The 19,085-nt window shown below is 43.5% G+C and carries 14 protein-coding genes and 2 pseudogenes; 9 read left to right on the plus strand and 7 right to left on the minus strand.

Annotated elements, in window-relative coordinates:
* Positions 1-24 precede the first annotated feature (24 nt).
* Together ACYRY3_RS26815 and ACYRY3_RS26820 are read left to right on the plus strand one after the other, a co-directional pair.
* Positions 25-1,077 (plus strand): bestrophin family protein, encoded by a 1,053-nt coding sequence (locus tag ACYRY3_RS26815; protein WP_460204669.1) that lies wholly within the window; start codon positions 25-27, stop codon positions 1,075-1,077.
* Positions 1,078-1,255: 178 nt separating this feature from the next.
* Positions 1,256-1,456 (plus strand): annotated as a pseudogene (locus tag ACYRY3_RS26820) (ISNCY family transposase); the annotation flags it as partial.
* Between the two features lie 53 nt (positions 1,457-1,509).
* Here ACYRY3_RS26820 and ACYRY3_RS26825 read toward each other — a convergent pair.
* Positions 1,510-1,632: a hypothetical protein gene (locus ACYRY3_RS26825; RefSeq protein WP_460204670.1), complete on the minus strand. Its 123-nt coding sequence runs from the start codon at positions 1,630-1,632 to the stop codon at positions 1,510-1,512.
* 637 nt (positions 1,633-2,269) lie between these two features.
* On the opposite strand from ACYRY3_RS26825, the gene ACYRY3_RS26830 reads away from it, so the two are divergent.
* Complete coding sequence (locus tag ACYRY3_RS26830) at positions 2,270-2,419, plus strand: hypothetical protein (protein ID WP_460204671.1); 150 nt, start codon at positions 2,270-2,272, stop codon at positions 2,417-2,419.
* A 7-nt stretch (positions 2,420-2,426) separates the two neighbouring features.
* On the opposite strand, the gene ACYRY3_RS26835 is transcribed toward ACYRY3_RS26830, so the two are convergent.
* The 3 genes from ACYRY3_RS26835 to ACYRY3_RS26845 all read right to left on the minus strand — a co-directional run bounded on the left by ACYRY3_RS26835 (position 2,427) and on the right by ACYRY3_RS26845 (position 4,441).
* Positions 2,427-2,549 carry a hypothetical protein gene (locus tag ACYRY3_RS26835; protein WP_460204672.1) on the minus strand — a complete coding sequence of 41 codons (123 nt, stop codon included), beginning with the start codon at positions 2,547-2,549 and terminating at the stop codon, positions 2,427-2,429.
* Positions 2,550-2,831: 282 nt separating this feature from the next.
* Entirely contained in the window at positions 2,832-3,503 is a 672-nt protein-coding gene (locus tag ACYRY3_RS26840; protein WP_460204673.1) for a helix-turn-helix domain-containing protein, read from the minus strand.
* Between the two features lie 371 nt (positions 3,504-3,874).
* Positions 3,875-4,441, minus strand: coding sequence for a hypothetical protein (locus ACYRY3_RS26845; protein ID WP_460204674.1), 567 nt, complete (start codon positions 4,439-4,441; stop codon positions 3,875-3,877).
* 2,190 nt (positions 4,442-6,631) lie between these two features.
* Here ACYRY3_RS26845 and ACYRY3_RS26850 point away from each other — a divergent pair.
* Genes ACYRY3_RS26850 through ACYRY3_RS26860 form a run of 3 tightly spaced genes read left to right on the plus strand, consistent with a single transcriptional unit; the run spans position 6,632 to position 10,957 of the window.
* On the plus strand, positions 6,632-8,590 hold the full coding sequence (locus ACYRY3_RS26850; RefSeq protein ID WP_460204675.1) for a ScyA-related TPP-binding enzyme: 1,959 nt from the start codon (positions 6,632-6,634) through the stop codon (positions 8,588-8,590).
* Positions 8,535-9,680, plus strand: coding sequence for a 3-oxoacyl-ACP synthase III family protein (locus ACYRY3_RS26855; protein ID WP_460204676.1), 1,146 nt, complete (start codon positions 8,535-8,537; stop codon positions 9,678-9,680). Before ACYRY3_RS26850 ends, ACYRY3_RS26855 begins: the two co-directional genes overlap by 56 nt.
* A gap of 11 nt (positions 9,681-9,691) precedes the next feature.
* Positions 9,692-10,957 (plus strand): cytochrome P450, encoded by a 1,266-nt coding sequence (locus tag ACYRY3_RS26860; RefSeq protein WP_460204677.1) that lies wholly within the window; start codon positions 9,692-9,694, stop codon positions 10,955-10,957.
* Positions 10,958-11,180: 223 nt separating this feature from the next.
* Here ACYRY3_RS26860 and ACYRY3_RS26865 read toward each other — a convergent pair whose 3' ends face one another.
* The gene (locus ACYRY3_RS26865) at positions 11,181-14,747 is read right to left on the minus strand and encodes a WD40 domain-containing protein (protein WP_460204678.1); all 3,567 of its coding nucleotides are present in this window, start codon (positions 14,745-14,747) and stop codon (positions 11,181-11,183) included.
* Between the two features lie 150 nt (positions 14,748-14,897).
* Between ACYRY3_RS26865 and ACYRY3_RS26870 the strand changes: the two genes are divergently transcribed.
* From ACYRY3_RS26870 to ACYRY3_RS26880, 3 genes are all read left to right on the plus strand, one after another.
* On the plus strand, positions 14,898-15,050 hold the full coding sequence (locus ACYRY3_RS26870) for a ribbon-helix-helix protein, CopG family (RefSeq protein WP_460204679.1): 153 nt from the start codon (positions 14,898-14,900) through the stop codon (positions 15,048-15,050).
* 646 nt (positions 15,051-15,696) lie between these two features.
* The gene (locus tag ACYRY3_RS26875; RefSeq protein WP_460204680.1) at positions 15,697-16,227 is read left to right on the plus strand and encodes an ankyrin repeat domain-containing protein; all 531 of its coding nucleotides are present in this window, start codon (positions 15,697-15,699) and stop codon (positions 16,225-16,227) included.
* A 92-nt stretch (positions 16,228-16,319) separates the two neighbouring features.
* On the plus strand, positions 16,320-18,005 hold the full coding sequence (locus ACYRY3_RS26880) for an alpha/beta hydrolase (RefSeq protein ID WP_460204681.1): 1,686 nt from the start codon (positions 16,320-16,322) through the stop codon (positions 18,003-18,005).
* Here ACYRY3_RS26880 and ACYRY3_RS26885 read toward each other — a convergent pair.
* On the minus strand, positions 17,987-18,172 hold the full coding sequence (locus ACYRY3_RS26885) for a hypothetical protein (RefSeq protein ID WP_460204682.1): 186 nt from the start codon (positions 18,170-18,172) through the stop codon (positions 17,987-17,989). The two genes, ACYRY3_RS26880 and ACYRY3_RS26885, sit on opposite strands and share 19 nt — an antisense overlap.
* Before the next feature lie 210 nt (positions 18,173-18,382).
* Positions 18,383-18,772: pseudogene (locus tag ACYRY3_RS26890) on the minus strand (sensor histidine kinase); the annotation flags it as partial.
* Positions 18,773-19,085: the final 313 nt, after the last annotated feature.

Genomic DNA, 19,085 nt, shown 5'->3' on the forward strand with positions numbered 1-19,085 from the left:
ATATAACTATTGGAATTTTAATACATGAGCCGTTCCAATCCTGTAAATGCATTGGAAACTTGCAGAAAGTTTCTTAGCAAAGTCAAGAATTCCTTTAGAGGAAAGTATCACCTCTACACAGGTGAACAACTGCATTGGATTCAAGTAGTCGTCAGACTTGAAAGTTCAATCATTCCAGTCATTCTTCCTTGGGTACTTTTTTGTGGTGCCTACGGTTTTTTAGTGTCATTACTTCACTATTTTGGGTTTCCTGTAACATTTCCGGAGGGTAACCGTGTTCTTACCAATGCCGTCATAAGTTTCAATGTTGGCTTAACTTTATTATTGGTTTTCCGGACAAATACAGCGCACGATCGATTTTGGGAAGGTCGTAAGCTATGGGGAGCTTTAGTGAATACAGTCCGAAACTTATCGCAAGGTATTTACATAGTAGTTAAAGAGCAGTCACCACAGGATAGGGTAGACAAAGAGGCAATCCTTCGGCTAGTAGTTGCTTTTACAATTGCAATGAAGTTACATTTAAGGGCAGAGCCATTGGATAAGCAGTTAGAATCATTAATGAGCGAATCACAGTATCTCAAGCTCAAAGATACCAATCATCCCCCACTACAAATTGCTTTTTGGATTAGGGATTATTTACAGCATCAGTATGACCGTGATTGTCTAAATATCTATCAGTTGGCTAACTTACATAACTTGGTAGATGATCTGGTAGATATTTTGGGTGGCTGTGAGCGGATTTTGAAAACTCCACTGCCTTTAATATATGCCATTAAACTCAGGCAATTGGTATTAATTTATTGCTTGGTATTGCCTTTAGAAATAGCCAGTTATTTAACTTGGTGGACTGGACTAGTAATAGCTTTTGTGAGTTTCACGTTATTGAGTATTGAACAAATTGGATCGGAAATTGAAGAACCTTTCGGGCACGATCCAAATGACCTCCCATTAAATGGAATTTGCAATACAATGCAACGCAATGTTGAAGAATTAATCAGGCTGGCTCCTAGCGAAATTCGTGACTGGCACCTCTTAGGAGTACATAGGAGAAACAGCCCTACAGCAAACATATCTTAATGATACTAGAAAGCCGAGCCAGTGTTCTCAATTGCGGCTAAAAAACCCAGTTTTATTGAGTAAATTCGATAAAACCGGGTTTTTACAGTTACTTAATCTGATTTCCGTGTAACTGGAGTTTAGACTAGTTAGGAGCGCGAAACCCGAAACCATTACAGAGGTGGTTTGAGCTATGAAAGGACATAAAGTTTGGTTAGATGAAGTTGACGGTGGAATTATCAGCAATTATCGAATTTTCAAGGGGAATTCTCATGATACTCAACAATTAATCCCAAGTCTTAACCAAGATATAGAAAATTTTGGTTCACCACCGAAAGTTGTGACTACAGATAGAGGTGTTTACTCACAGACAAATGAAAACTACGCCGGTGTGTTAGGAGGTGAAGACGGCAGATGGCAGATGGCAGCTATGTGTGCAGTATGGTAGGGGCTTCAACCCACTACCCTTCGGGTATCTCCTATCGGAGACGCTTCGCGTTGCCGCAGGCTATGCCCGTAAGGGCTATACGCCAGTCCCGGTGGTCGCGGAAACCCGTCTACTTTCTCTGGACTCACCAATGGCTTGCTACCAAATCAATAGATTATGGTGGGGGACTTAAACGAATGGCACTAAGAAGTGCGACGCGGAGATGGAGAGACGCAAAGACGCGGTGAGGAAAGACTTGATGACTGAAAGATTGTGATATTAAGCTTGCTAAATAAGGAAGTGAGGAGTTCACGTCTTGTAAGAGTTTAATTGTCTGAACCGCGTCTTAAAATCGCACTTTTACTCCTATAGATGAACTTCTCAAGGATGCTATTCGAGTCAGATTAATAGGTGTTAATTGCTTTTATGACTGAATACAAGTCAAAATAGACGTTAATAGTAAGTTCCATCAACATTACAGAATTAATATTATAAATTTAAACAGAAAGAGACAAAAATTAATCTGACATGAAAAATCCCTGTTAATTCATTACAATTGATGAAGAGATTATGATGCAAATTTCATTTTATCTTGGATTAATTTTCTGCTACGAGTCATATAAGGATAATGTTTAGGACGGGAAGAGAGTTAGTAAAGATATGGGTAATGGGTAACTTAATTTATTGAGAGGGGTGACGGAGGCGGGAAGAAGTAGTATGGGGATTATGGTCAATTGACAAAGCATGATATAATTTATTACTTGCAACAGAAACTGGAAATGATTTATGGGCTTCTGCATTCAGCAACGGCATTTCTTGCCAACAGCTTCGGCAGAACCAGTACAGACGATTATTACGAATGTGTTGCAGCAGTTGATGGGAGCAGCAAGGACAACTTTTGACTGGAGTGGTTGTTTTAGTACTACTGGTTACTAATTGCTGGCTACCTCGAGTTTTGATCGAGGGCTGGCTGCGAACCGTTGTTGCCCAAAATAATGCGTTCGACTGCATTGGCAAACCCTTTTTCTTCATTAAATGTCGTTACATACCCGCGCCTGCGTTGCATTAGGGCACTGGTATTGCCCATAGCAATGCTTAAACTAAGAGGCTTCCAAATAAAAAAATCCAATTATTTGTTGTAAAGGCGGGCAACACGAGCTATTACTTGTTTGATCTCTTAGGGATGTCCGCCTCACATTCCGGGATAATTTATGTCTTGGAAGCTCCTAAATTGCTGCACATCAACCTCGTATCGTGCCACTGCTTCCAAGTTTAGCAGCCCACCAAAATTTAAGATAGCGATCGCTGAGAGCTTGACCGTTCATCGTTCGCAAGCTTGAGAATGATTTCAATGCAATTTGGAAGATGAAGCTAAGGTTATATATATCGAACCATCATCTGTTTTTGCAATGGAGCTATTTTTGCCTTCTAGGATCATTGTTTCACCAATTGCACAATTCTTGTTAAGAATTGCAGCAATTTCTTCACAACAAGCCTGTAGTTTTTGAGCTTCTGCATCTGTTATGTTCTTGACTTTCTGGTCCATTAATTTGCTTGAGCTTGCTTTGTATACGTCTGTTTGCCAAAGAGGAATGCTCTTGCTTTGATGTCTCTTTCGCCACTCGTTTGGGGTTATGTTGTGGAACCGGAGAAATAGACGACTAAAATGACGTCTATCAAAATAGCCTACCGCTTCGGCAATCTGCTCGACCGAGTGGTTAGTTTCAAGAAGCAAACGCCGTGCTTCTGCCATACGATGCTCAATGATCCATCTAAGTACAGTCTTTCCAGTCTCTCGCCGTACAAGGTCCGTGAGGTAAGCAGGGGAACGACCAACTGCCTTAGCTACCTCCCGAAGACTTATGGATTGTTGATAATTTGTCTCAATAAATTTGAAGACGCGATTCAGCAGAGATTGGGACTGCAGCAAGAAATTTTCAGAAATTGGCACTCTCGCTATGTCAGTCGGTATGTTCAGATTATAAGAGCCAAAAGCATTAAGCAAATAATTAGAGTTCATCACATTACTCCCATTCATTTGGATAAACAGACTGAAACTCTTTAATTAGACGTACCTAGACTTGAGTAACGCACATATCTTTCTCAGGTCGATACATTCGACATTATCTTTCGACCTAAGCTATGTAAATTGTAGTTTTACAGTTTTTCTGAGGTTATCAAGATTAGGGTTTTAAAACTGTTTAGTGAATCTTGTTAAGCTAATGCGCGTACAACTTGCAAACTTGATTGCCAAGCGGTGCCGTTTGTCATTTGTCCAAAATCCTTTGTGCTATCCATAACTAACAATCGATGACAAAGGGCTGTTCTCAGAAGTCAGTATGCAACGCCAAATGCATAAACGCTTAACTAGGAAACTGCTACATTTCTCTGTTAACGCCTAATCCAATGCAGCAACTCATTGGAAGCATAAATATCACGATAAAAGTTAAGTTGCTCGCATTTTAAGTAACACGCACCTCTATGCCCGCGTCGAAGGAAAGTTTGGTTTCCTTTAGCGATAACTTCCTTGGTGACATCGTCCATACAATGCCACTCACTGTAAACGGCTTCACCATTGAACAAAACAAGGGGCCAAACCATCGTTACATTTGGTTGAGCGAGAATCGCCCACCAATGTATTTCTCTATCTATCGCTGCGACTTTACCATAAAAAGGTCCGTCAGCACAGAAATAGACAAAACTATTGGCGTATTCACCTGCTAGAATATCCCCCCGTCCTTGTCGCAGTGCTTCACAGTGGGTCGGCCACCACTGTTTGTTTTCTTGTTCTATTTGCGCTAAGGTATACTCTGAGTTAATTTTTGGTAAAATTTCTTCAATTAGAGAAATATATGTCTCCCCGTTTATAAGCAGTCTTACTGCTAGTTCATGAGAAACTAGCCCTGATTTGGAATAATCTGCGGACAGATCGTTGTAGTAGTTGGTTTGCTTGGTCATTTAAAACCTCTACAAAAGTCTTAGCAGAATGTTGTCGTACTGAGATAACACCCTATTTAGCTTGAACCACTAGAAGTCCTACTTAATACTCATGAGCATTGGAGACGGAATAAATGACAGGCAGGGACAGGTTTGACCCCGAAGAAAGCCACTTGTCAGACCAACGATCCACCAGGGCGAGTAAGTTGTTGCCAATCTTGAGGGAAACATCAACACGGACTGGCAAAGTTCTTTAGAAAGTTTTAACTTTTTTTCTGAATATGTTATACTCATATTGAGCTTAACTTTATGATACTAAAAAAGTTAGACTTTCTGTAAGTGTAAAACTCATATTGGCAAAGACCGAGCTAATAAGAGCGTATTTGTCCTCAATGTAAACACACAAAATACAGAAAAAGTGAGAAAGCCCCCGTGCATAAGCTGGGGGAACAAACACTACAATTGAGTAGATAGCCTAGAGAGCAATTGCTTCTCTTTGGTTGGTTCTGTATCATTGTCTATCTACAACTCAGGTTTTAGCTAGTTAAGATAGAAAACTTAGGGAAAAAAGTTAACGTTTTTTTGGTGTAAGTTATGCGAAGGTATAACTGAAGCCATGTTTAGCCAGTGGCAAATTTAGATACTGGCTGAAGTTGTCTTTGCTAAGTTTAACTCGATACCATTTGTGTTCTACTCCTCCCTATAACCTTAAACAAAGTTGCACCTTGTAGGGGGAAATTGCGGTTGCTCAAGCTACAGGTTGGTCAGTGATACTTATGTCGTCACAAATAAAGTTAGCTGACCAAGACCAAGTGCAGCAAAGTAGAGACTAGCTGTTTGAAGCGTCTGGACACATCACCAAATTTCATCAAAAATACTTAACTAAACCTTAATGGGTGAAAACCGTAATTTGTCAAGTACCTATTGTCGGGCTTTTAGACATTTTTACATTCCAGAACACATATTTGCTTTTATTCACGCCTACCTAAACAATTGTATTGCTATTTTTTAGTCGCATTTAATACAATTTTTGTCAAATTTTCGGTTTGCAAACAAACTTTTTTTCATAAACCTCTATCTTTAGACTTATTTAAAGTATACTCTAGGTAGGAAATGTTGCCTAAAACTTAACTTCATTATTTAAATGCCTAAGTTCTAATAACTATGAAGTTTAAGAGCATACATTTGTAATACAAAAAGAGCGGATAAAACAACCTCTTGGTTCAGCAAGTTCTTGTACACATCCATTGGAATCTTTGATTATCAAGCATTTTGGCAATTTTGAGTCCATTTGCAAGTGTTAATCAGGTCAACGGAAATGAGATAATTGCCGATAACAAAATTAACTTTTCCTTAAGTTACTTATCTTGAGTTGCCTGGGATTTGTGAAAGTAGCAAACTAAATTGCAACAAGCATCTATCAATCGACTAAATTGACTAGATTGCATAAAGTAACCTACTAGCAATAGTAATTGTGTAAAATGTTACATTGTTCTAGATTGCCTTGGTATGCTCCTCTCGTAGGAGATTCACTTAGCCTTCTGGCAGATAATAGAGAAAAGTATGAACTATCCTTGGGGTGATGTCTTACCTGCTCTATTGTTGCAATGTTAGCGCTCTACTTCTGTGCCAACGTAGCAACAAAAGAACCGTTTGGACATCTTACACAATCAAACTTCAATCAGGAACCGCGTACAAGTAAGGTTACCCATTTTCATAACCAAGACCCTCGGCAATTTTTGATTATCTTTATCTACAGCACTTTGCAATTGCATGGAATACACGCAAGACTTTACCCAGTTCCCGTAAGCGTGTCCTTTGGGCTAGTTCGCTCAACGGGAGAACTCTTGCATGGACTTCTCCGGGCATAGGGTACTCTCCCCGATACTTGGGCAACCTTTGGGCATGGGGTATTCTATACAACTTGAAAACTGCTGTAAAACAAGTCAGTTCTTTTTACGTTTGAAGCTGCACTTTTAGTCGATCGTGCAGGATGGTATTAAAAAATATACTGTGCTGCAATGTATTTATAGCGACTTCCTATTCAATGAGTACGTCTGTAAGGGCGCAAGGCATTTCACCCCTACATCAGTCGTAATTCATACAGATGGAAGCCGTTGTATCAGTTAACAATGAAAGATTCCTCCTAAAATCCCATACTCCGTGCATAAGTAGAGACCATTATCAACTTATACGCATCTACTTTGGCTTATGAACTCTAAATCCTTTCCCAAAAAACGAAATACAGCTAAAAAGTTACGGAACGATATTAATAGGCAATTCAACCCAATTCAGCTCGTACACGTTGATAAGAAATCCAAACATAGCACCTTCTTACCATCTGAGCCCTCTTCGATCGCCTCACCAGCACATATTCAACCAGATCCACAATTGGATATTGAGCCTCCTAAAACAAAGCAGCAAGTTGCACCTGTCTCAGTAGCTGAGGCGGTGGTCAAAATGCTGGAGGATATGGGAGTGCAATACGCCTTTGGTGTTTCAGGAGGTGCGATCGCTCCTATATGGCACGCACTGCAACACAGTTCAATCAAAGTTCTTCACTTTCGTCATGAAGCAGGAGCAGCTTTTGCAGCCACCGAGGCGTACTTTGCAAGTGGTCGTCCCGTTGTAGTTTTTACCACAACAGGTCCGGGGATCACGAACGCACTAACTGGATTATTCGCCGCACGCTGGGAAGGCGCTAAGGTGATTTTCCTGTCGGCTTCCACTTCAACATCACAACGCGGACGGTGGGCGTGCCAAGAAACGAGCACTTACACGATGCCCAGCACCGGAATTTTTACCTCAGAAACACTGTTTCATTACGCAATTACTCTCGAATGCAGTGATGAACTCCCAGAGGTCAAAAGACGGCTGGCTCTGGGCTTAAACCGACCTGGTGGCTTTGTAGGACATTTGAGTATTCCCACCAGCATCCAAACAAGTTCAGTCGAGACCTTGTTGCCACGAGTAAGTCTTTCTGTTGCTCCCACAACCGCAAGTGAGGAAACGATTTCAGAATGTGTGCGGTTGCTGTCGGAAGGTCCATTTGCTATCTGGGTTGGCTTTGGTGCGCGCTCTGCAGCTGAAGAAATTTGCCAGCTGGCTGAGAGCACGGGAGCCGCAGTCATGTGTTCACCGCGTGGCAAAGGTATTTTTCCGGAGGATCATCCTCAGTTTGTTGGCGTCACGGGGTTTGCTGGGCATGAGTCGGTTTTGAGGTATATGCAAGAGTATTGTCCTTTGCGGACGCTGGTACTGGGAACACGTCTTGGTGAACTCACCTCATTTTGGAACGCAGCAATGATTCCTAAGGGAGGTTTTGTGCATGTTGACATCGACCCGGAAGTGCCAGGAACCGCATACCCATCTGTTGAGACTTTTGCTATTCAGTCTGATGTAAAAATGTTTGTGAAAGCGCTGTTGAAGCATTTCCCAAACTGTCGAAGTCAATCCAAGCTCCAATCCTTGCCAAGACCCTACCGCATGGTAATGAATCCCAGCACAAGTGGTCCGGTGCGTCCCGAGGTTCTTATGAACGTGATTCAAAGAGTCATTGTTGAGGGAAGTGATGCAGTGGTGATGACGGAAGCAGGTAACTCGTTGGCTTGGGGAAATTATATGCTGCGATTTACTAAACCTGGTCGTTACCGGGTCAGCCCAGGGTTCGGGTCTCTAGGTCATTTCGTCACAGGTGTTGTAGGTGCTGCACTGGCATACCAGGGTAAAGCTGTTGCTATTGTTGGTGACGGTGCCATGCTCATGAATAGCGAGGTAAGCACGGCTGTGAAATATCAAATCCCCGCCGTTTGGATTGTGCTCAATGATGGACGCTACAATATGTGTGACCAGGGGATGGCGCTGCTGGGGCTCAAGGGGGTGGATGCAGAGATTCCGCAGGCAGATTTCGTCAAGATTGCCTGCGGTATGGGAGCAAACGGCATCCGTGTTGAGAAGGAGTCCAATGTTCGGGCTGCGTTGGAAAAAGCGATAGCAGCGACCGAGCCGTTTGTGGTTGACGTTGTCATCGCCCCGACACAGCCTGTACCGATTGGGAGTCGTATTGAAAGTTTGATAAAGCAAGGTGCTACAAATTACTCGGAGGATCGTTTTCATGGTGCATCACTCAGTAGGTATTCGCTCGCTGGCATTGAGTTTGCCAAGTATTAGGCGTACAAACGATTACTACTGCAAGAAATACCCAAACTTGGTTGCTCAGTCCGAGCAAAAAACCTTAGCAAGGCTGTTTTCACTAAATGACTCCACCCCTATCAATGAGTTTGACTTAGAGATGATGCCCTATTTGTCAGACCCCTTTCGCGGCACTGTTGAACGACGGGTGCTCGGTCCAGGCGAGTCTTCGCTAATCCTGGAAGAGCGTGCAGCAAGGGATGCCCTGGATGCGGCACAGCTTTCTCCGGAAGATATCGATCTCATGCTCGTTTCCTCAGTTTGGCCTGAACAAATTGGATTTGGCAATGCGGCTTTTCTTGCCCGGAAACTGGGCTTGCAAGGTGCTGCATGGAATCTCGATGCAACGTGCGGAAGTACTCCGGTGGCACTACAGACTGCTTGTGCTATGGTGCGAGCAGGAGAATATCGCAATGTATTAATTGTTATCTCATGCACATACTCTCGCTTTTTTGATGAGGACGATACTATGTCGTGGTTTCTAAGTGACGGTGCCGGTGCAATTGTTGTCAGTTCATTAGAATCGAACCAAGGAATACTCGGCACAAAGACAGTTCATGGAGGTGCCTTATGTAATTTGGTTGCTCCTCAACTGAGGAACGACGCACAGGGCAATCCCCAGATTCGCATGAAGTCATGCAAGGATGGTAACAAGGTAACACGCACAACGGCAGTAGAGCTTCTGCGTAGATGTTGCCTTGGCGCTGTCGCTGTTGCAGGTGTCAGCCTCGAACAAATAGACTTTTTCCTGTTCAATACAGCAACTGCTTGGTTTGCCTCCTTTGCTACGCGCGTGTTGGGCATTGACCCAGAGCGCACACTCAACCTTTACCCCCACTACGCGAATATTGGTCCGGTACTTACCGTAGCCAATCTATACCACGCTGCACAACTAGGCAAGATTCGTGAAAACAACCTGGTTCTCGTCTATGGCTTTGGTACAGCAGGAGCTGCCTGTGCAAACGTGATGCGCTGGGGTAACGTTACTTTAGGTACCACTCCCATAAGCAAACCTGAGTCGATCGGTAAATCGTCTTTTGATAGTAGTCTTATTCTTTCTAAAAATTAATAAGAGGTAGTATGTCCTTAAATGTATTTTTGAAGCAATGTCCTTTTAGCAGAAACGACTACAACCCATTTACATCTCCACAGATTGATGATCCCTATCCCTTTTATGCCCGTGCCCGTCAAGAAACACCCGTGTTCTACAGCCCGTTGCTAAATGCGTGGATTGTCACCCGATACGACGATATTTGCACTGTCATGAAAGACCCTATTCGTTTCTCCTCAAAGAATTCTGTCCAGATACCATCCGACCTGCCTCCCGAGGTGCAGGAGATAATGCGAGGTTTTAACCTAGACTTGCCCTTGGTCAACCATGACCCGCCTATCCACACACGCCTGCGAAGTATTGTCGGTAAAGTTTTCTTGCAACAGTCGATTGCAGCGATGAAACCACGCATTCAGGCGATTGCACATGAACTGGTAGATAGTTTTGTTGATGATGGTCGTGCTGACCTGATTGCCCAATTTGCCTACCCCTTGCCCATGATAGTGATGACTGCTCTTTTGGGTGTACCGCGTACAGACATACAGCTGTTTAAGCAGTGGTCAGACGATTGGGCAATGCTAATGTGGGAGAACCAACCTCTGGAGCAACAAGTCAAATGTGCTCACGGCTGTATAGCCTTCCAAAACTATACTTCCGCGATGCTCGAGGAGCGTCGGCGGACACCGCAGGACGACATAACCACCAAGCTGCTTAACGCGCTCCAAGAAGATGAGTATCTGCTGTCAACTTCAGAGATAGCAACCCTGCTAATGGGGTTTCTCTTTTCTGGTCATGAGAGTACCACCAAATTAATTGCTAACGCCTTGCTGGTGCTGTTACGTCATCCAAACCAGTGGCGTTTGCTCCAAGAGAACTTGCATTTGGCAGTCAATGTGGTTGAAGAAACCTTGCGGATTGATTCTCCGGCGCAAGGTATGTTCCGGACAACCACGGAGGCGGTTGAACTTGGAGGGGTGACACTGCCTGCGGGAGCGCGGCTCCAACTTATGTTTGCGTCAGCCAATCGTGACGAGACCCACTTTCCTAATCCAGATTGCTTTAATATTCATCGACCAAATCTACAAAAGCATTTGGGCTTTGGATGGGGCATTCACTTGTGTCTTGGTGCGCCTTTGGTGCGGCTTGAAAGTCAAGTTGCTCTTGAGGTGTTAGCCCAACGGTTGCCCTCCTTGCGATTTCAGCAGGATTTTGTAGTGCAGTACGAGCCAAATGTTGTTCTTCGTGGACCGAAACACTTGCTCCTTGAGTGGGATGCGGTGGAACCGTTAAGTTGATTTATTGCTGAGGCAAGTAAGCTGGAGAGAAACGAATTCGGTTAACTGTTTCTTCTTCCAGCAGCTACCTGGAGATCGGTGGTAAAGGTTTGTTGCAAGAGTCACTGCTTGCGAAGCAAAGTATCCTGGAACTTCCTTCACTTTACGAGCAATGACATTTTTTTGCCAATCTGGTTGTAGCTTGGAAGTACTTGCTTCAAAAATGTACGCTTTTGTAGCTGTATTACTTGTCTTTTTTATACTCAAGCGCTCCTAAATCTTTCAGAGAAGCAATAGTCGCATCTGTTAAACCGACTATGCCTGTGATGTTCATGCCCTCGTAAGGCCTTTTGCACCTCAAAGTTTTCAGGCATTCACCCGTCTTTATGTCCCAAAGTTTAATCGTCTCATCTTCACTGCCACTAGCTAGAGTTTGACCATCGGGACTAAAGGTGACCGACCAGATCCATTTGGAATGTTCAGACAAAGTTTTTACGCAACTGCTTGTACTCACATCCCACAACTTCACTGTTTGGTCACCACTAGCACTTGCTAGTGTGCGACCGTCGGGGCTGAAGACAGTTGAGTATATACAATTGGTATGCCCTCCCAGAGTTCTTAGACACAAACCAGTGCTGACGTCCCACAGCTTCACTGTTTGGTCACCACTGCCACTAGCAAGCGTGCGACCATCTACACTAAAGCTGACTGACCATACCCAGCCAGTATGACCCTGTAAAGTCTGAAGGCATTGACCAGTGCTAACATCCCACAGCCTAACCTTCTGGTCATGACAACCACTAGCCAGGGTTTGACCGTCTGGGCTGAAGGCGGCTGACCATACCCAACCCTTGTGACCCTGTAGAACCTGAAGGCATTGACCAGTACTGACATCCCATAGTTTTACCGTTTCGTCATCGCTACAACTAGCAATAATCATACCTTTTGGACTAAAGGTGACTGATGAAACCCTATTACTATGTCCCCGCAGAATTTTGAGACATTGACCAGTGCTAGTATCCCACAGCCTCACTGTTTGATCCTCGCCGCAACTAGCAAGAACCGTACCATTCGGGCTAAAGGCAACTGATACAACCCTATTACTGTGTCCCCGCAAAATTTTGAGACATTGACCAGTACTGGTATCCCACAACTTCACTGTTTGATCCTCACTGCAACTAGCAAGAATCCTACCTTTCGGGCTGAAGGTAACTGACCATATCCGATTGCTATAACCCTGCAAGGTCTTGAAGCAACTACCAGTTTTGATATCCCACAGACTTACAGTTTGGTTATCATTGGCACTAGCCAGTATGTGACTATTTGAACAAAAGGCAACTGACCACACCCTATTTCCATATCCCTGTAGAGTCTTGAGGCATTCACCAGTGCTGATATCCCACAGCTTTACCGTTTGATCCTCACTACCACTTGCTAGGATCTGAGCATCCGAACTGAAGGCAACTGAATGTACCCAGTTAGTATGACCCTGTAACGTTTGAAGGCATCGACCAGTGGTCACATCCCACAGCCTTACCGTTTGGTCATGAGAACCACTAGCCAGGGTTTGACCATCTGGGCTGAAGGCGACTGACCATACCCAACCCGTGTGTCCGCGTAAAATTTTCAGGCATCGACCAGTGCTGACATTCCACAGGCTTACCGTTTGGTCATCACTGCCAATCGACAATAAATGACCATTTGGACTAAAGGCGACTGATAACATCCTATTACCACTTTCCTCGAAAGTTTTGAGGCAATGACCTGTGTTCACATCCCATAACCTCATAGTTTGGTCTTCACTGGCACTCGCCAGCATATTACTATCCGAACTGAAGGCAGCTGACCGAATTACACTACTATGACCTTGCAAAGTTTTGAGGCATTCACCAGTACTGACATCCCACAGTTTCACAGTTTGGTCATCACCGCCACTGGCAAGAAGATGACCATCAGGACTGAAGGTGACTGACCAAACGCAACCAATGTGCCCCTTAAAGGTAAAAAGTTTTTTCCCATTCACAACCTGGTACAGGTAAGTTTCACCATTATTATCCCCCAAAGCCAAGAGTTTTCCATCTGGGCTAAAGGCCACCGAATGAATACCGACAAGGTTTTCAACAAAAACAGACTTAGCTAGATTGGCGTAAGCAAAATTCGTATCGTGCAATTTTACATTTCGCAGGTCTGCTTGCCAAACACTCAGATGAGAAAAATCATAGCCAGTTAAATCAGTTTCCAGATGACAAAGCAGATTCAGGAGATTTCCCGCCGTGTAACTTTGTTGTAGCGGAGATGTCTGTCGCAGCGTTGCTAAAATTTGAATTAGGTGCTTTTCAATGACTGTTTTACTTCTAAAAACCGTGAGCAGCCCATCTATCACTGGTTTAAGAATAAGTCGAATTTGAATATCTCTAATATAGTCCTTCGCCGTAGCCTTTATCAGAGCATGACACCTGAACAAATCAAGCTTCTGAGTTTCAATCTCTTCACAAACTCGATCTATCAATCTATTGGTAACATACTCCATAACGACAGGTTGTTGTGTAAAGAGTGCTGTGCTTTTCTCAACCAGGCATCTCCGTACCAAAGACTCCAGAGCTTCCAGTAATTTTTGTGATGGTATCGGTGATACGATATCTTCTCGTAACTCTGATAGCGGAACTGGCTCGCGCTCGATTGCCAGCCAGTACATTATATCCTTTTCTAAATCTGATAAGCGCGAAAACTGCTGGTTTAGAAGGTGGCGAATGTCACCAAAAACAGCGGCGTCTTCTTTGAGAAACTCGGTAACATTACCATCAAAGACATCTAGTATCGTCGTCGCTACTATCTTCAAGGCTAGGGCATTACCCGTATAGCGTTCAACCAGTCTTTTCAATTCTGACTCCGAGCCAGAAAACCCTTTTCGTTCAAATATTTTTTGCCCGTCTACCGCTTCCAGACCACATAATTGTAACGATCGCACGGGCAGTACTTGTCCTTCAAGTGACGCTACGTCTTTGGGTTTTTCCCGAGAAGTCAGCAGCAAGCCGCTTATGTGAGCAACTTCTCCTACCCGTTTGATCAATTCACCATATTCCTCATATCCTTCTCGATAAGTTCCGGCAATAGCGCCACTTTGCAGAATGGTTTCAACGTTATCGAGTATAATAAGACAGCGCTGTTGTTGCAAATAACTAACCAGTAGCGAGATTCTTTCGTGTACGTTGTCTGGCAAATCAGCTTCTAAAACCTCAGTGTCGGAGAAAAATTGAATTAAGTTAGCCAACAGACCGAAGATGGGTGGGGCATTGGAGAGCGAGCGCCAAATCACGTACTCAAATCGTTCCTGAATTGCCTGTACTAGCTTGGTAGCCAGAGAGGTTTTACCTATACCCCCCATTCCCAACACAGCAACGACTCGACAACGATCCTTAATCAGCCATTGCTCTAGCAAAGCCAATTCTGCTGTGCGTCCGTAGAAAATCGATGTATCAACTGCCTCTCCCAAGTCAACCCGCTTGGAAACCTTCAAGCTTTCCTGCTTCACTAAACCTGAATCTGGCTTTGTACAGTCACCTTTCTCCAATTCCAAATTTAACGTTATAAACAAACGAACAAGCGTGTGTTTATCAACCCCTGTTTCGCGAGTTAGTACTTTCCTGAGGGTGACAGGAGTGATTCCAGCCCGTTCGCTTAGTTCTTCAAGCGTCATCTTAGAACCGGAATTCTCCTGAAATTCCAACTCTAGTCTGGCATTCTGCAGCTTTTGCCAGCCTTGGAGAGTAAGTATAAGCCCACGATTGCGTTTTGCTGTCTGCGGTTTCATGATTTCTCCAATTTAGTTTGCCGGACTGATGTTACTTAATCCCAAGCAAATACTACCTACCACTGATAGCCGTGCAGTCTAACTGACTGAAACACTCATGACTTTATTTGATTATTATTATAATTGAGAAGTCCTTGAAAAACAATGACCATGCCAAGGAAAAATGCTGCTAATTTGACGATTCAATTCTCCCAGGAGGAGAAAAGAATATTGGAGGAGTATTGTAAAAAGGTGCAGCGAACGAAGAGCGATGTTATTCGGGAGATGGTTCGCTCCCTGAAAAGATATTTAGACAATAACTAAAATTGCTGCAATGTTTTGGCACCTCAAGCTACGAGATTGAGTGAGTGTTGGTTCAATAATCGCAAAAGCCCGGTTTATTTGAGTTTTTCCAACGCAATATCGCTCTTTTTAGCCGAAGAAACAGTTTTTTTACCTGATTATTCAATATTGGGCTAGCGTTCTAACTGCTTTAACTATTGATACGAGGCAATGGTAAGATGAAGAGTTTTTAACCAAACGGTGTTACTTCCCGGTGTTCAGCTACAATTGTCCGGCAACTGCTTCTGAACGTGTCTGGTGTGCTGCCGTACAAGTTGGATTTTGGTGGGTTGTGGCTACCCTTGCATTTGACTAAGTTAGGACAATTGGATTGTGGTGGGCACTGCCCACCCTACGTTTGAATTTGACTAAGTTAGGCAATGTAAAAATAGCTAGAATACTTACAAATAACTAATGACTAATGACGACCTAATTTATGCACTAACGTCCATGACTTTATGACGCTTATAGAAAAGATACTTAGCATACTGAAAGAATACAAACATACAAAAGAAAAATTAACCCTTGCGATCGCAAACCCACACTCTTTAATATTCTTAATATAGAAACTTTAATTGAGGAGTAACTGAAGGAATAAACGTCTTTTTTCTGTCCGCTTCATGAAAGAATGCAGAATTCACAAAATTGCAATGAGTCAATCCTAAATCCAACAGATATGAGTACGAGTCTATTTACTGCCGTAAAAAATAACGACCTTGAATTGGTGAAAAAATTAATTGAAAAGGGTGCAGATGTTAATCAAACAGACAGCAGTGGAAATAGCTTTTTAATCGTCAGTGCTGCTAACGGTCAAACTGAAATGGTGAAACTACTTCTTAACTCTGGTGCTGATATTCATGCGCTAGACTCAAGTATGAAAGCGACTGCACTCCACGCTGCTGCCTATCTCAAACATCCGGAGGTGATGAAAATTTTAATTGAGCATGATATTGATATAGATGCTCAGGGTCCTTATAACGGCTACACTGCCTTACACGATGCCGTTTGGCAAAACAATATTGAAGGAGTTAGGCTGTTGGTAAATGCAGGTGCAAAGTTAAACATCAAAGGTAAGGATGGATACACTCCCTTAGAGCTTGCTAAAAAAAGTGGGCATAAAGACATTGTTGCCATTCTTTCTAAACAGAAACCTGAATGACCGTGAGCGGAGTCTAAAGTTAATCGTCGTTTGCTCAGCGTGCTTCTTGATTGCGCCAGAAATTCTACATAGTGAGTAGACAATCAATGAAGATGAATATAGTACTGGCTTGCTTGGGGTCTTGCCTGGTTGCTACAGCGGTGGCAGAGGTTCCAGCCTTTAGTGCAGAAAAGATTTCTTTCGTAAGTGGTGCCTTGCAGTTTTCTCTTCCAATTGAGCATTTGGAGTTATACGCCAGGGAAGGCAAAATAACGAATGAATTTGCCTTTTACATTAAGCGTGTCAATCCGGAAAAACGGGCTGTACTGCGAGATATTTTACTCAGACGCGTAGAGGTCAGTCCTACCAATGTTGCTCAGTTTACTTACTCGCCTGTTGGAGTAAAGTCCTTAGAACTTTTAGGACAGATTTTGCAATCACCATCCGGTCAAAATGGCTTTTATGCACTTAGAGCCGCTTGCATTTTAGCAGCTGGCGATAGGCAAGGCTTGACAATACTAAATCTGTTACGTCACTTTCCCAGTCATAGTATCCGCATTGATATCAACCGCAGTCTCCGAATGACCGCAGAGATGGCACAATTGTTAAAGCAAAGAGAAGCTATCATCCAGGCAATTGTACAACAGTCAAATGCCGAGGTGAGCTTTGCAAGGGAAGTGGATTTTTCTTCAACGCCAGATTTGTCGCTTTTGGGACCATTTACCTGGCAAAAGCAAACGCTATCCCTCCATGACCGTAGCCGGAAGCGCGTTTTCCCTGCTGACCTATACCTGCCCGAAACTTCAAGCCAAGAAAAAACTAAGCAATCAGCACCCGTGATTGTCATTTCTCATGGTATGGCTTCAGACCGCAATACCTTTACGTATTTGGCTCAACACCTTGCATCGCATGGCTTTGCGGTAGCTGTGCTTGAGCATGCAGATAACGCCCAGCGATTTCAGAAATTCTTTGCCGGCTTTGAAAAACCACCGCAACCATCCGAATTCATCAATCGCCCTTTAGATGTCAAGTACTTACTGGATGAACTTCAACTTCGGTCTCTTTTTGTTCGAGGTTGGCAAGGTCGGCTAAATCTCAATCAGGTAGGGGTGATTGGTCAGTCTATGGGTGGTTATACAGCTCTTGCTATGGCTGGTGCAACACTCCATCTTGAACAGTTACGTGCAGATTGCACTCAACTTAAACCTAGCAATATATTTCTCAATTTGTCATTATTGGTTCAGTGCCAAGCCACGGAACTACCATCTTCAACCTACAATTTACAGGACAATAGGGTTAAAGCAGTCATTGCCATTAATCCCGTCATTAGTGGTGTCGTGGGTTCAACGGGTTTGCGCCAAATTCAAGTCCCCGTGATGCTAATTGCAGGTAAAAAAGACATTTTTACACCAGCAGTACCAGAACAAGTTGTCCCCTTCATGCAGTTGACAAATCTGCATAAATATTTAGTCTTAGTCGAAAGGGGCACCCACTTTTCCGTGCTAAACGAAGCAGTGTCTAAGAGTGGTTTACCCCTTCTTCCACCAGAGTTGAAAAGTCCAGAACCAGCCTTAGCCAAGCGTTACCTAAAGGTATTCAGTGTTGCTTTTGCAAAAACCTATGTTGCTAATCAACCAGAATACCAATCCTATTTAAGTGCATCCTATGCAAAAGCGATCGCTCAAGCACCGTTGGATCTCAGTTTAGTACAGTTACTAACCAATATGGTTCAAATAAATAAACAACCCTACGATACTTCCCGCTTGAAGAGAAATGTGAACTACAGTTCCCACCCATAATCCAATACAGTACCGTAGGTTGGGGAGCCACTCGCGTGCGGGGGTTTCCCCCGTTGAGCGATGTGGCGTTTGAGGAACGAAACCCAACACCATCCACCAACAAAACCCAACACCATCCACGTAGGTTGAGTTGAGCAACCAAAACCAACACAACCGTATTGACCCATAATCTTTGATATTAAGTTCGGTTAATTAGTTATTATTAAACGATCTGTGCAAAAACCGGAAAACCCGCCCCCCATCTCCCCATCTCCCCATCTCCCCATCTGCCTTAATGATAAGTCTTTAGAGTGGGGGAGGGGGAGTGGGGGAGAGGGGGGAGAGGGGGGAGCAATTGCTACCTTGTCCCCCAAGTCTTCCTTGTCCCCTTGTCCCCTTGTCCCCTTGTCTTCATTTCTAATAACTTTGACAGTCTCACCCGTCATATTTGGGTGTAGTGGAATATTTAGGGGTTGGGATAAAGTAGACCACAGCAGTTCACCTGTAGGACTAAACCACTCTAGGTCAATGCGATCGTCTTCTACAGTGTCGGCGTTGTTCCGAAAACTGGCTTCTATGTTAACGCGGAGTTGACCTGAGTCTGAGTTGAGCGGTTCAATGACGAGCGATCGCTCTACAACTTCCACTACGTGATTTAGGGTATCGTCCATCCGCTCAATTAAGGTATTGCGGACGTACAAATACACTCCACTTGCAAACAGCAGCAGCAGTAAAGCTGTGACAGCAGTGTACCAGAGGGCTAGACGGCGACGAGTAATTTGAAACATAAAAGTAGAAGGGTTATTAGTAGATAGTGGCTAGAAATTCAGGATTTTGGTGAAAATAAAACTCAACAATATGAATAAATATTAAGTCTTTTTCCACTACTAACAAGTAACGACTAACCACTAACTGGCATCATGGAAGAAATCTAATGTTCCCTACTTCTCATAGTAAAACTTAATCATTCATCACTTAAGTGCCATTACTTAATTATTTCGGCACTGGGCTCCGCAGAATTCCATATTCTTACTGAAGTGTTCTATGAGTTTCAGAGGTTAAAGTCTTCTTGTAAAGTTGCTTGGAGAGTGTTTTAACAAC

It is taken from the genome of Scytonema sp. NUACC21, assembly GCF_054684315.1.